The organism is Acidisoma sp. PAMC 29798, assembly GCF_030252425.1.
GTDB lineage: Bacteria > Pseudomonadota > Alphaproteobacteria > Acetobacterales > Acetobacteraceae > Acidisoma > Acidisoma cladoniae.
Window position 1 is genome coordinate 657,037 of sequence record NZ_CP126994.1, and the last position, 13,966, is coordinate 671,002.

The 13,966-nt window shown below is 63.1% G+C and carries 8 protein-coding genes; 2 read left to right on the top strand and 6 right to left on the bottom strand.

All coding sequences use genetic code 11. The annotated features are described in order from the left end of the window. Nucleotides 1–185 precede the first annotated feature (185 nt). Complete coding sequence (locus tag QP803_RS03245) at nt 186–1,979, top strand: chloride channel protein (protein ID WP_284946241.1); 1,794 nt, start codon at nt 186–188, stop codon at nt 1,977–1,979. A 145-nt stretch (nt 1,980–2,124) separates the two neighbouring features. After that, on the top strand, nt 2,125–2,292 hold the full coding sequence (gene rpmG / locus QP803_RS03250; protein WP_284946242.1) for a 50S ribosomal protein L33: 168 nt from the start codon (nt 2,125–2,127) through the stop codon (nt 2,290–2,292). Nucleotides 2,293–2,339: 47 nt separating this feature from the next. On the opposite strand, the gene QP803_RS03255 is transcribed toward rpmG, so the two are convergent. From QP803_RS03255 to QP803_RS03280, 6 genes are all read right to left on the bottom strand, one after another. Further along, nucleotides 2,340–3,635: a glycosyltransferase gene (locus QP803_RS03255; RefSeq protein WP_284946243.1), complete on the bottom strand. Its 1,296-nt coding sequence runs from the start codon at nt 3,633–3,635 to the stop codon at nt 2,340–2,342. A 168-nt stretch (nt 3,636–3,803) separates the two neighbouring features. Continuing rightward, nucleotides 3,804–4,793, bottom strand: a complete 990-nt coding sequence (locus QP803_RS03260) for a hypothetical protein (protein WP_284946244.1) — start codon at nt 4,791–4,793, stop codon at nt 3,804–3,806. 119 nt (nt 4,794–4,912) lie between these two features. Continuing rightward, on the bottom strand, nt 4,913–7,990 hold the full coding sequence (locus QP803_RS03265; protein ID WP_284946245.1) for a glycosyltransferase: 3,078 nt from the start codon (nt 7,988–7,990) through the stop codon (nt 4,913–4,915). Between the two features lie 45 nt (nt 7,991–8,035). Further along, nucleotides 8,036–9,871 carry a tetratricopeptide repeat protein gene (locus QP803_RS03270; RefSeq protein ID WP_284946246.1) on the bottom strand — a complete coding sequence of 612 codons (1,836 nt, stop codon included), beginning with the start codon at nt 9,869–9,871 and terminating at the stop codon, nt 8,036–8,038. A gap of 218 nt (nt 9,872–10,089) precedes the next feature. After that, a complete protein-coding gene (locus QP803_RS03275) occupies nt 10,090–11,355 on the bottom strand; it encodes an HlyD family type I secretion periplasmic adaptor subunit (protein ID WP_284946247.1) in 1,266 nt (421 codons plus the stop codon). A gap of 88 nt (nt 11,356–11,443) precedes the next feature. After that, a complete protein-coding gene (locus QP803_RS03280; RefSeq protein ID WP_284946248.1) occupies nt 11,444–13,696 on the bottom strand; it encodes a peptidase domain-containing ABC transporter in 2,253 nt (750 codons plus the stop codon). Between the last annotated feature and the right edge of the window lie 270 nt (nt 13,697–13,966).

The following is a 13,966-nucleotide window of genomic DNA, read 5'->3' on the forward strand; positions in this document are numbered from 1 at the left end:
TTTTTTGTCTTTTGAACAGCGCGAGCATCTTATTCTTTCCACATAGATCTGGGCTAAAGAGGCGCGGTGCGCGATATGCCATCGACGAGCGCGATGGTTGGGTGATCGCCGTGAGCCCCCCGATCTGAATTGCGCCTGAATTAGGTTTGATGGTCCGCCGCGGCGGGTCATTGGGAAGCCTGGCCATGTCCAGCCGCACCTTGTCGGGTAGCCGAACCAGAAGCCAGGCCATCGGCGACTGGGTTGTGCATGCGCCGCAAACGCTGCGCGCATTGGTTCGGGCGGATGAAATTTGGCTGACGGTCCTGGCGGCTGCAGTCGGCGTTTGCGCCGGCATCATCGTCGTTCTGATGAATGCAACCATTCAGCACATGCATGAGACGCTGTTCGATCTGCCCGTAGGCACGCGGCTGTCTTCCTCCTCCGAAGTGGCAATCCCGCGCCTGCTTCTGGTGCCGGCGCTGGGCGGCCTGCTTCTGGGACTCGCAGGCCTCGCTCTGGCCCGCTGGCGACCGCGCCGCGCCGTCGATCCGATCGAGGCGAATGCGCTGTACGGCGGCCGTATGTCCATCACCGACAGTGTGATCGTATGCCTGCAGACCCTGGCCTCCTGCGGGGTTGGCGCATCGGTGGGACTCGAAGCCGGCTATACGCAAATGGGCTCCGCCATCGCCTCTGCCATCGGGCGCAGTTTCCGCCTGCGCCGCAACGACCTGCGGTTGATGGTGGGCTGCGGCGCGGCCGGGGCCATCGGCGCCGCCTTCAATGCGCCACTCGCCGGCGCCTTCTATGGCATCGAACTCGTGATCGGCACCTATACGATCGGCAACCTGGCGCCGGTCGTGGTGGCATCGCTGACGGCTGTCTATGTCGAGCGTGGCGTGATGGGCGGCGTCGGTGGCTTCAACCTTAACCTGCCCTCCGACATTCCGGTCGTGCAATTCATCCCGATTCTCGCCCTCGGCATCATCTGCGCCTTGGTCGGAATCGCCATCATGCGCGGTGTGACGATCGCCGAGGAATGGTTCCGCCGCAGCCCGCTGCCGGTGTGGTCCAGACCGATGGTCGGCGGCCTTATCGTGGGTATCTGCGGGCTCGTGACGCCGATGGTGCTGTCCTCCGGCCATGGCGCCCTCCAGGACGGCCTTGGGATCGACTACCCGTTCATCCTGGTCGGCACGGCGCTGGTCTTGAAATCACTGGCCTCGGCCGTCTCGATCGGGTCGGGGTTTCGGGGCGGCTTGTTCTTCGCCTCCCTGTTTCTCGGCTCCCTGGTGGGGAAGCTGTTTGCCGATATTCTAACGATGCTCTCCGTGGGCCCGGTTCTGCCTGCCGTCGTCTATGGGCTGATCGGCATGAGCGCCATGGCCGTGGCCGTCATCGGCGGGCCACTGACGATGTGCTTCCTGGCCCTGGAAAGCACCCAGAGCTTCCCGCTGACCGTCGCTGTGCTGGCGGCCGTCATCGTCTCCTCCCTGACGGCGCGACGGACCTTCGGCTATTCCTTCGCGACCTGGCGCTTCCATCTGCGCGGTGAGGCTATCCGCAGCGCCGTCGATATCGGCTGGGTCAATACCCTGAGCGTCGGCCGCATGATGCGGCGCGATGTGCGCACGATCCGCACCACCACCAGCCTGGAGTCCTTCCGGCGGGACTTTCCACTGGGATCGACACACCGCGTCGTCGTAATCGACGATACCGGCCGCTATGCCGGCATCGTGCAGACCGCCGAGGCCTTCAGCCCCGACCTTGTGGTGGAGAACGTGGGCGAAATCCTGCATTTCGCGGATACCGTTCTGATGCCGCAAATGACGGTCAAGACGGCGGTCGCCATGTTCGAGGAGTCGGAAAGCGACGCGCTGGCGGTGGTCGATAGTATGGATACCAAGCGGGTGGTCGGGATTCTGACCGAGCAGCATACCCTGCGCCGCTATACCGAAGAGCTTGACCGCCGGCGGCGCGAGCTTTCGGGCGAGTAAGGGTCACATCTGCATGCAATGGGCTTGACCGGACGGCGCCCGATGCGCCATGTGCGGCGCTTGTCATAATGAATTCGATCCCGGAGTTCCCTGGGCCGCAGACGCGCGGCGGCAGAGGTCTTCGGCAGCGGCGGAAAGTGGACCTATGGCCAAGTCGAACACGGTGCAGATCAAGCTCATTTCCTCGGCGGAGACGGGCTATTTCTATGTGACCAAAAAGAATACGCGTGCCCAGACGGGCAAGCTCGCGATGAAGAAGTATGACCCCGTCGTGCGCAAGCACGTCGAGTTCCGCGAAGCGAAAATCAAGTAGTTTCGGCCTCCGACGGAACGGCCTCCGTTTGCGCGGAGGCCGCTTTGCTACCGCGTCTTGAGAGCCCGTTTGCGAGGTCCAAGGACCTCGACCGTCTTGGGCTTCGCATGGACCAGCGGCTGATGTGTCAGCCGCTCGATCAATTGATCGTATTCCCGCAAATAGACGTCGAGGTCCAAGCTGGCCTCGGCATAACGGCGCGCATTCGCCCGCAGCCGGCGATTGAGCACGTCATCCTCCAGAAGGCGCAGCAGAGCACCGGCTAAAGCATCGGGGTCCGCGAAGGGCACCAGCAAGCCGGTTTCTTCATCCGTGATGAATTCCCGGACCGGCGGGGTATCGCTGCCGACAATGGCGCAGCCTGACGCGATCGCCTCCCGCAGAGACCAGGAGGCGACGAACGGATATGTCAGATACACATGCGCGTCCGACCGCCGCAGAATCCCCAGATGCGTGTCGTAGGAGACATGGCCGAGGAAATGGATGCGATCGAGGTCTAGCTTGCCCTCCATCTCGCGCATGATGGTGGTGCGCCAGCTCGATCCATCCGGTGGCATGGCCCCATAGCCGACGTTTTCGTTGCCGACGATCGTGACATGGAGATCCGGCCGCTCCGCTTGCATGGCGGGCAGGGCGCGCATGAACACGTGAAAGCCGCGATACGGCTCCAGGTTGCGCGCCATATACGTGACCATCTTGTGCTTCGACTCGATGCGGAAGCCATTGGGCAGGGTGTAAGACCGGCTCGCGCGCGGCGCCGGCGGATGACAGGCCGTAATATCGACGCCTTCCCGCAAAAGGGTGATTCCCTCCTGCGCCCACAGCGGATAGGTGCTCTTCTGCCAGAGCGTCGGCGTTTGTCCGTGACTGCCAGGTAGGGTCAGCGCCAGGAGATTGACGGCGTTTTTCGATCGCACGCCTGGATAGTCTTCGTCTTTGGTCGGAAATTCCGGGTCGAAATCGACGTCCTGTCCCTTGGTTTTGTAGAAGAACTCGAAATAGCCCAGCATCGGCGCTGCGGGAAAGACGTCCTTCAGGTTCAGCAATTCCCCCCATCCGTGATGGCCGATGATGATATCGGGGCTGAAGCCGAGGGCCTTGATCTGTCGTACGGCCGTGGCCGCTGCTTCGGCGCGCCGGATCGCGATTTCGAATTCCCGCGCGTGTCTGTGGATGCGCTCATCTGAGGCACGCGGAGAAAAATAGGAAATCTTGCGGACGTTGGGCACCTGATTGGCATTGGGTTCGCTGAGGAAAACGACCTCATGCTGGTGTGCCACCAGATGACGGACGAGATGGTGATATTGGCCGGGAAAATTCTGGTGGACGATGAGGAAGCGCAAGGATGCTTTACCCGTGGACAATCGGCTTGGACCGAGGCGGTAGAGGCGGCCGGGAGATCAATGGAGGGCCGCTCCTGTCCCTGAAAAGGAGCACGGCCGCCTGCCGACATAGCCCGCGCCGCGCCGCGCTGGCAATGCCGGCACGCGGCCGTGGTCAGGCGCGGTCGGTCAGCGTTTCCGTGGGATCGGCTTCGACTTCGCGGGCGCTGCCATCGGGCTCGCCTTGGCGATGGGCTTGGGTGGCGCGGCGGGGACTTTCGGCACGGCCTTGACCGGCGCTGGGGCCGGGGCCTTCGCGACAGGCACGTTTTCAAGCTTCGCCGATTTGGTGGTTTTCGGAACGAGCGTCACGCGCATCGCTTCGAGCGGGGACAGACCTTCGGTCTCGCAGCTCTCCTCGCTGCCCACTGGGCCGATCTGCGACCCGTCCACAAAGCTCGCTTCATAGGTCAGGGTATAGCGCTTGGCCGCCGCCTCGCTCAGCTTCACCTTCAGGCCGAGCAGCGGCAAGGCCATGCCACGGCTGCCGCAGAACTGTCCCGATTCCGACCAGGGGGATAGCCAGCCGCGCCCGAGGACCGCCTGATAGGTCAGGTCGCTCGGGGCAAGGTCCGCAGGGGCGCGCAGGCTGAAGCCTTCGATTGCAAATTGGCTGCCCGGCCTGCCCGCCCAATCACCAAAGGCAATGCCGACATCGCCCGTGCTTTGAACATGGGCGACCACGTCATGCGGCTCCGTGAGGATCATCACGGGACGGCGCGCGGCCCCGGCAACTGCCGCCACCGGTGCGGTCGTCACCGCAGTGGGCGCCGTCTCGGATAGTCGCAGCACGCGGATCTTGGGAGGAGCGTCCGACACAGACGTTGACTGGTAAATCGTGATCATCACCTGGGCGGGTCCGCTCATCACCCGGATCAGCGCGGCATCTCCGGTTCCGCTGAGCCAGCCATCGGACCGAAAGGATGTGATGGCGATATTGCTATCGGTGGGATCGATCGTGGAGACCCGAACGCCTGCAAGGCCGGCGGTCGGCAAGGGCGATCCGTTGACGAGACAATAGATCCCCGTCTCAAGCATCATCAGATGGGCAGATGACCGCAATTCCTCCACCCGGCTGTCGCCGGTTTGGGGAGGGGATTGTTTTTCAGCTTGGGACATGAAGCGCCTCGTTTTGATCGTCTTTGGAAAACACGCGAGCGCCGCGCGCACAGGCTGGAATGATGTAATAACAGCCGTGTGAAATGCCCCGCGTCAATGCCGCACCGCATAGCGCGCCATCATAATGTCGGTGCTCGATGCGTGATGTCCGGGACGGCGAGCAGGGCATTGTTGATGCCGGCCGCCGAAAGAGCCAGGGGCAGGACCCAGCCCTTGCCAGTGGCCCGCACGCGTTCCGCCTGGGTCCCGATATCGAACACGGCCACGCGCAGGCCGGCGGCCCAGGCATCGCTCAGGGCAAAGCACCATGTTTCAGGCCAGATTGAGGGGATGAAGGCCATATCGGCATTCTGCGCCGCAATCTCCTCGACCGCCCGATTTTGGGCGAAACGATAGGTGACGAAGACGCGCCCTGTCTCGACAAGGCGATGGTCGTCACGGGTGTAGCCGACAATGACGAACTCCAGAGGGAGATCGCGCAATGCAGCGTCACGGGCGCAGCCAAGGATGATCTCATAACCTTTTTCGACGCCGATGGCGCCGATGATCGCCACGCGGCGCCGGCCCATGGCGGGCCGCGCCGTGTCACGGGGGCGGGAGACCTTGGGCCACCGCGTGTCGTCCCCCCAGGGCACGACCTCTGCCTGCAGGGTGGGCAGGTAGCGGCGCAGGCGCGTGGCGACCTCCGCAGAGGGGACAACGACGCGCCGGGCCGCCGAGAAATCGATCGCGGTTCGCTGGCGCAGCGCCAAGACGGCGATATCTTCGCGCAGGCGGCTCCCGAGATCGGCGACGCAGGCGTCGCAGACCGTGTGATCCGGCTCCCCACAATATCTTTTCGATACGGTGACCAATGTCACGCGGGGGCAGATGCTGGCGTAATCATGAACGTAGACGTCCATCGGAATGCCGAGGCGCGGCGCAAGATCAAGAAGGCTGTGCCTGTGACCGAGCTGATGATGCAGTTCAATGTGGTCGGGATGATCGCGGCGCAGGAGTGCCGCGAGGCTGCCGATGTCGTCGGGGATCGAGAAGCGCAGGTTCGGATAGTCGTCGCGCCAGAGATCTCCTGTGGCGAGGCCAGGCTCCAGACGGCAGGCGCCGTCCCCGTCCGGTCTCAGGATGACGGGTCTGAACCCAGCCTCCCCAAGATCGCGACAGCGCGTCTTGATCTGACGCTCGACACCACCGCCCTCGGCATGGGTGATCAGAATGACGATCGGTGTTTTGGGGCGGGCGTGCCACCGCGCGATATCCAGGCGGAGACGTGCGAGGGCCAGCGGGTCCCGCGCGACATAGGCTGAAATGAGCGCGCCGTAGCCCGGATGCAAACGTTCGAGGATGCCCAGATTGCGCCGCAGGAGATGCGCGCGGGCAGCGCGGAAGGAATGGCCACCGACATGGCCCACGAAGATTCCCGGTGCCGCGACATGACGCCAACCGAGGTGGCGCGCGCGCAGGCAGAAATCGTTCTCCTCGCCATAGCCTTGCGCGAAAACATCCTCCCGAAAGGCGCCGGTATCGCTCAGGCAATCGCGGCGGATGTACATGCAGAATCCGACGCTCGTCGGGATATCCACCACCGCGCCGCCGTTCACCCGCGCGGCCAGCCGGTCGAGGCGATCGATCGTGCGAAGATCGGGGGCAGGTTGCGCCGCGTTGACGCGCGGATAGCTGAGGATCGTCGCGTCGTTGGACAGCGGTGCCACCGTGCCGATGTCGGGGGCTGACCGTGCCGCCGCCGCCAGACGTTCGATGACACCGGCGGGCACCAGAGCATCGCTGTTCAGCAGCAGGACATCGCGAAGCCCCGCCGCGCGCATGCCGATATTGGCGCTGGCTGGAAAGCCAAGATTGCGCGGATTGCGGATCAGCCGGATGTGCTTGGCGCGGGCGAGATCATCCAACGCGGCGGCCAGCGCAGGTTCCGGCGAATTGTCGTCGACCACGATCAGCGGCGTGCCCTGAGGTACCGTCTCCAGCAGTCGCGTCAGACAGAGCAAGGTGGTGTCATACCCGCGATAGACCGGGATAACGACGGCCGGCAGAAGGCGGCGCCCTAAACGGCCGGGCCTTGGCACCAGGGTCGGCATGGGCACATCTGCCCAAATGGGCATTGTCGGGCGGGGCGGCAGGAGGGGGGGTGCGCGCCGTCGCGCAGGCGCCTCGCCGTCGCGGGCGGTTTCCACCGCCATCATGCGGCTGACGCCGACCGCCGTCGCGGTCCATTGCCTGGGATCGAGCGGGCTGCCGGTCAGGTCGCGGCCCCAGGCATCGCGAAGGTGGAGCAGTCCTGCGCGCTCGCCGAGTTGCGCGCGGGAAACCGTGAAAGCGCGGGGTCGTGTCAGGCCATCCATATTGGGATAGCTAGCGCCGCCGTCCGGTTCGATGGTGAGGACGGGGAAGCGACTGCTTCCCGTTTCCACCGCCGTCTCCACAGTAAGCGGCGCGGCAGTGCTCGGGTCGGCTGGGCGCCAGGCCCAGCCGCGAAGGTCACCATCAACCACTTCGACGAACCCTTCGACCTCACGCCGGCGGGTCAGATCGATCGGGCTGCCGAGAAAATGCATGCCATCGGCCATCACCGACAGGCTGCGGGCGGTTCGCCAGCCGCGCGGCAATTGGTGACGACCATCGGGCCGACGTCGCGCTGTGGTGGCGATATCATCGAAAGCGAGCGCCACTGTCTGATGTCCAACCAGCGTCAGGATGCCGTCGCTATCGACGGCACACCACCCCGGAAGACCGGCTTGGGTCGCGGCCTGGCGCGCGCTTGACGCGAAGGCAGCGTCTTTTGGCGCGACAAAGCGAGACAAGGTCGCGCCGACGGCATCGCGGAGCAGGGTGGGCATGCCCGTTAGCCCGGCCGCGGCGATGAGGCCGCTATGGACCGGAAGCGTATCGGACCGCAGCAGCAGGTCGATGAAGAGCGGGTAGGCTTTCCGATCTCGCTGCCTCAGGAGAACGAGACCGAGCAGAAAGCTGACCTGAGTATCATCCGGTCCAAGCCGGACAGCCCGCTCCGCCCAATTGCGCGCGGCGACAAGATCCCCGTCATTGAGTGCCGCATGACCCTTCCGCCACGCCGCCAGGCCGAGGTCGAGCGCCTGCAACGCCGGGCGATCATCATCGGCCAGAAGCCACATCGCATCAGGGGGTCGATGGTCGCTGTCGGAACCAGAAGGCGCTTTCGGCATTCTGTCAGAGCAGCCTGGGTGCGACCGGAATCTTGCGGCGCATCCTTAGCGATTGATGAGCTGCAGGCTCGCGGTGGTCTGAGGCGGCGGATGGATTTCCAGAGACTCGGTCAATTCGATCGGCGTCGAGGTTGCGGGCGCCGTGGCCGCTGCATCGTACCGACGCATCTCAACCGCGGCTTCCGCAATGCCATTGTCCTGAGCGCGCTTGAACCAGACCCGCGCCTCCTCCAGGTTGGCGGGCCCGGCAATTCCCAGCGCCAAGTAGCGGGCCAGCATCAACTGCGCCTGCGGATGGCTGCGGTCGGCGGCTTCGCGAAACCAATGCATGGCAAGCGCGCGATCGGTCTGTACGTCGTGACCGCCGCCATACAGGGCACCGAGCCCGAACATGGCGCCGCCATGACCGGATGCTGCGGCTTTCGCGAAAAGGCGTGCCGCTTCGTGATGATCGCGCGCCCCGCCGCGACCGTTGACCATCATTTCGGCGAGAGCAACCTGGGCATCGGCCATGCCATGGTCGGCCGCCTTGGTGAACCATATCCGTGCGGCAACCATGTCCACGGGGATACCGGTGCCGTCTGCGAGCATCCGGCCGTAGTGATACTGCGCATTGACGATGCCATCGGCGGCACGGTGCATCCAGAAGGCCGCGCGCTCGGGGTCTGGTTCGATACCGAAGCCACGGGACAGGCAGACACTGAAATTGAACGCGGCCATCAGGTCGCCGCTTTCGGCCGCCTGTTCGAACCAAGACCGCATCCGATCGGGATCGGCGTCGCGGACATCGCCTTGCAAGACCAGATTGGCCAGATCGACCTGGGACCGAACATTGCCGGCGGCGGCGGCCCGGTCGAACCAGATCGCAGCCTCCTCGGCATTGCGGGCAACGCCCGCGCCGGTCAGGTAGAGCATGCCAAGCGCACGGGCGGCCATGGCGTGACCGCCTTCCGCCGCGCGCTGGAACCATGTGGCGGCTTCCGCGAAATTCGGCGGAAGATCGCCCCCCTTGGCATAGAGGTCTCCGACCAAGGCCGACGCCTCGAGGTCACCGGCAAGTGCCGCGCGCCGGAGCCAGGATTCCCCCGTGACCTTGTCAGCCTTGTGGCCGCGCCCTTCCATCAAGGCGAGGCCGTAGCGCGACATCGCGGAACGGAGGCCCCGGTTGGCCGCTTTTTCGTAGAGCTTGATGGCGGACGACATATCCTTTGCAAGCCCGACGCCGTGTTCGAGCAAGACCCCGTGGAGGTATTGCGCCATAGGCAGGTCGAACTCGGGCGCCGCCGCAGCGACAATCGAGGCCACGCCTTGGGATTGCAGAGCGTCATCCCCACCGCCACGGCGCAGAAGAGAAAGGCCGAGGCCGAGCTTGCCCTGCGCGCTGCCGCTTTCCGCGCACCGCTTATACCAAGTTTCGGCCTCTTCGAGGTTTTGGATCGCCTCGGGGCCGACACTCAGAATATAGCCCAGGAGCGCCTGCCCATCGGCCGATCCGCCTTCGGCCGCACGACGGGCCCAGCGCTCGGCGGTGATGAAGTCGGGTTGGGCGGCGCGCTCCTCGCTAAACATACCGGACCGGCGACCGGCTGGCGCATCTTCCGCTTGTCCTGTGACCAGTAAGGTCGCCAGGGCGGCTTGCGCTTCGGCGAAGCCCTGGCTGGCGGAGAGCTCCAGCCAGCGCCGGCCTTCGGTCCGGCTTGGGGGGACGCCTTTTCCCTGCAGGTAACAGAGGCCGACACGATATTCCGCGGCCGGAAGCTTGGTTTGGGCGGCGCGCGCGACCAGCTTAAACCCTTCGGCGCCTTCGCCTGCCTCAATAAGCGCTTCTCCGCGCTGCAGAAGTTTGGTGTCTTTGCGCGATGTCAGCCAGCCGAAAGCCAAGATCTTCGTCCTTTTCGCGTCACCTCACAGGCCCTGTGATCACGTTAACGGGCCGATGACGGCTCTCAGTCTGTCAGTACTTTGCAACGGGCGAACCCCGCAGATATGTCACACGGCGCCCTGCCAGGACAGTCGTTGGCTTTACCACCTTCGCGCCGCACCGCCTTCAGGGAGCCGCGAAAGCCGATATCGCCCTCCGACGGTGGCATGGGGAAGCCTTAGTTCGGCTCACGCATTCCGGTCGTGAAGGCCGGAAGAACGCGCTTGGCCAAGTATTCCATAATCGTCCGCTTACCGATCTTCACGTCGGCGTCGACCGGCATGCCCGGCGTCAGAACAAAGCCAGGCGGCAGGTTGTGCAACTCGTTTCCGTCAATTTCGATATGGGCACGATAGAAGAGGCTTGTGGGTGCGGTGCCATTGACGTCCGATACGGCGCCAGACCCGACATCCGCTGGGTCAAACGAATCGGCACTGATCGACGTGACCTTACCCTTCAAGTCGCCATACATTGTAAAAGGCAGAGATGAGAGTTTGATATCCACGGGATTGCCGGGTGCCACAAACCCTGACACGCTGCCATCGAGGTTTGCGTCAACCTGCAGCGGCGCATTGAGCGGTGTCAGGCTGATAAACTGCTGCCCACTCTGCAGAACCGAACCCACGGATACATGCGCAAGGGTCAGCACCACGGCATCCCTATCTGCGCGTATATCGACCAGCTGATGAATTTTGGTGTCCTTGGTCAGGCTCTGCTGCGCGGTTGCGAGCGAATTTCCGGCGACCTGAAGCTGCTGGGAGAGGTTGGAGAACCACTGCTGAATGAAAGCCTCACGCTGCGCTTCAATCGAGGCGATATCACCCTGGGCCTTGCGAGCCTGGGCATTGGCGTCGGCCAGATTTCCGGCGATGCTCAATCGGGTATCGGCGGCCGCGAGGGAGTCGAGCCGGCTGCCGACCTGCATCTGCTGCAATTGGCTTCTCATCGCCTCGACATTCGCCGCTAGAGCGAGCCGCTGCGAATATTGCTGAACATCCCCGACAGCCTGTTGATAGGTCGCCTGAAGACTCGCGATCTGCTGGTCGAAGTTTTGGACACCCGCGTGATACTGGGACTGCAATTGGTTGTAGCTGGCGAGTTGCATTGCCGACTGGCCATTAATGACGCTGGGGACATAGGGCCGGTTTGCCAGCTGAGCATTGAGCCGTTCGACCTGCGCGGAAAAACTGTCGACCTGTTCCTGATCGGCTTTCAGGTCGGCCGCAGTGAAGGTCGGGTCCAACTCAGCCAGCAGATCCCCTTTATGAACCACCTGACCCGCGTGCACATAGATATTGCGCACGATTGACGTCTCGAGCGGTTGCACCAGCGTCGTCGGAACGGTGGACACAAGTTTGCCTTCGCCCGTGACAACCTTGTCCGTCTTGATAACGCAACCGGCGACGATGCAGGCGGCCACGCCTACGCCCACCATCAGCGTCACGTAGCGTGCGGACTGCGGGACAGGCGTCGCAATGAGCGCCGCGGTCGGCGACTGAAATTCGAGAATCGCCAGGGCATCGCCCTGGGGATCAATCGCCTTGGGCGAGGACAGGAGTCGGCGAGCCATGGCGCGGGTTTCCCTGGTTGTCCGTAATGTGGCGGTTCTGCTGCAGCCACAGCATGCGGTAGACGGGGCAACGCTCTACGAGTTCGGCATGGGTGCCGACGTCGAGTACGGTGCCACGATCCATCACGATGATGGCGTTGCAATCGACGAGCGAAGACAAGCGATGAGACACGATCACCATCGTCCGCCCCGCGCCGATGCGCTTGAGGTTGGCGTTGACCAAGGCCTCGCTTTCCGGATCGAGTGCGCTCGTCGCCTCGTCGAGGATCATCAGGCGAGGGTCGGTGATGACAGCGCGGGCAATCGCCAGCCGCTGCCTCTGACCACCGGACAGGTTAGGCGAACCTTCCTGGATGAAGGTGTCATAGCCCGCCGGCATGCGTTCGATGAACTCTTCCGCACCGGCCAAACGCGCAGCCCGGACAACGTCTTCCATCGTCAGTCCAGCGCGGCCACCGATGATATTGTCCCGGATCGACCCACGAAACAGGAAGTTTTCCTGCAGCACGACGCCGAAATTGCGACGCAGATGGCGCAGATTGATGGAGCGAAGTTCCACGCCATCGATTTTCACGAAGCCCATATAGTCACGGCTGATGCCTTGTAGCAGGCGCGTGATCGTGGACTTGCCCGACCCGCTTCGGCCCACAAGGCCAAGCATGGTGCCAGCCGGGACCGAGAAGTTGACGTCATCCAAGGCCGGGCGAACGGAGCCATTATAGGTAAAGAAGACGCTGTCGAACTCGATCGCGCCGGCAAAGTTCGGCCGCAAGCCACGGTCGATGCCACGGATTTCAGGCGGCGTGTTGATCACGGCCTGCACTTCGCCCATCGTGGCGCGGACATCCTCGAAATCCTGCATCAGCTTGGCAAAACTTACCAAGGGCGAGGCCACCCGCATCGACAGCATCGAGAAGGCCATCAGGGAGCCGATTTCGGCCTCGTTCTTGGAGACCATGGCCATATAAGCCCCCAACAGCATGACGCCATATTGGCAGTAGCGCTGCAACGGAATGGTCAGGGTCTGCGGCCAAAGTGCGAGCCGGCCGGCCTTGAGGCGGAGATCGCCGGCTTGCGCCACATTCTCGTCCCACTGGCTGTAGCGCACCGATTCGAGGGCCAGTGACTTGACGGTTTTGATGCCGTGAAGGGTTTCGATCAAGACAGAGAATTTACGCGATTCCGCGCCCGCCACCTTGCCGGTCAGTTCCCGCAGGGGGCGCAGGAAGCAGGCGATGATCAGCATGATCAGGCCTGCCGCCGCGACGATCGTCCAGGCCAGCGTCGCATTCATGAAGAAGAGCAGCGGGAGCAAGATCGCCAGCATAATGCCGTCAATGAATGTCGTCAGCAGCCGGCCGGTGATGAATTCGCGGATCGTATTGATCTTGCCGATGGCGCTGCCGATGATGCCGAGCTGCGTGCGCTCGAAATAGTCGAGGGGCAGGGACACCAGCCGCTTGAAGACGAAAAGCTGAATCTTTGCATCGATCCGGGTCGATACGACCTGCAGCAAATTGCCGCGCGCATGCTCGATCAAGGCATCGAACAGCACAACCACCAGCATGATAATACACACGAGCGTCAGGGTGCTCATGCTGTGATATTCGATGATGCGCTGGATCGCAGAATAGACGACCAGAATAGGCGCGATCGTCAGGATGGTGATGATCAGGGAGGCGAAGGCAATGCTGCGCAGAAGATGTCTCTCCGCCATAACAAGCTTCGTGAGAAAGCCGAAGCTCAGCGGAACGTCCTGGTCGTTGTCACCCCGTTGAGGGCGAATAAGAAGCACTTCGCCTTCCCAGACCTGGGACAGCCGCAACTCATCCACGGGAACAGAGACACCGCCCCCACTCATGGTAGGCTCTTTGACGAAGACCAGATTTCGGGCCGGATCAACCTCGACCATCAGGACGGCGCCGCCATCCTTCATGAGGAGCATGACCGGGCCAGCCGATTCCAGCCGCATGAGCTGCTGCCATTTCATGCGGATGGCCTTGGCCCAAAGCCCCTGCTCCCGAAGCCATTCGACCAGCGCGGCCGGTGACGGCACGGGCGTGGTGGGATCAATGCGGAAGGTCGTGGGATCGAGATCGATGCCGTGATAGCGGGCGATCGCCAGCGCGCCGACAAGCCAGGTATGAAGGCCGGGTTCCCGGCTGACCGATGTCTCGTTGATGTGCCCGGAGGCCGAGGGATCAAACTCGTTCATTGTATCCATTATCGCTTGAGACCTTCCACGGGTCGATCCTCTCGATGTGGCGAGCCGTCAAAGGAACGACCCCAAACATTCAATAACGTCAATCTCTCGCTGCGAATGGCAACTTAGTTGACCGGTCCTACCCGATTTTTGCACTGCGGGATACCGGGATTTTCACCCTTGAGCTTAGCCGCAAATCCTTAACGAATAGATAGCAGTTCGCCGTAATCCCGGCGGTTTCCAGATTACAGCAACTTAATCTTGAATCCCGGTATCGATGAT

Excerpts from the sequence above, each read along its gene's own strand:
- QP803_RS03245 (WP_284946241.1), top strand. The coding sequence starts at position 186 with ATGTCCAGCCGCACCTTGTCGGGTAGCCGAACCAGAAGCCAGGCCATC.
- rpmG (WP_284946242.1), top strand. The coding sequence starts at position 2,125 with ATGGCCAAGTCGAACACGGTGCAGATCAAGCTCATTTCCTCGGCGGAG.
- QP803_RS03260 (WP_284946244.1), bottom strand. The coding sequence starts at position 4,793 with ATGTCCCAAGCTGAAAAACAATCCCCTCCCCAAACCGGCGACAGCCGG.
- QP803_RS03265 (WP_284946245.1), bottom strand. The coding sequence starts at position 7,990 with ATGCCGAAAGCGCCTTCTGGTTCCGACAGCGACCATCGACCCCCTGAT.
- QP803_RS03280 (WP_284946248.1), bottom strand. The coding sequence starts at position 13,696 with ATGAACGAGTTTGATCCCTCGGCCTCCGGGCACATCAACGAGACATCG.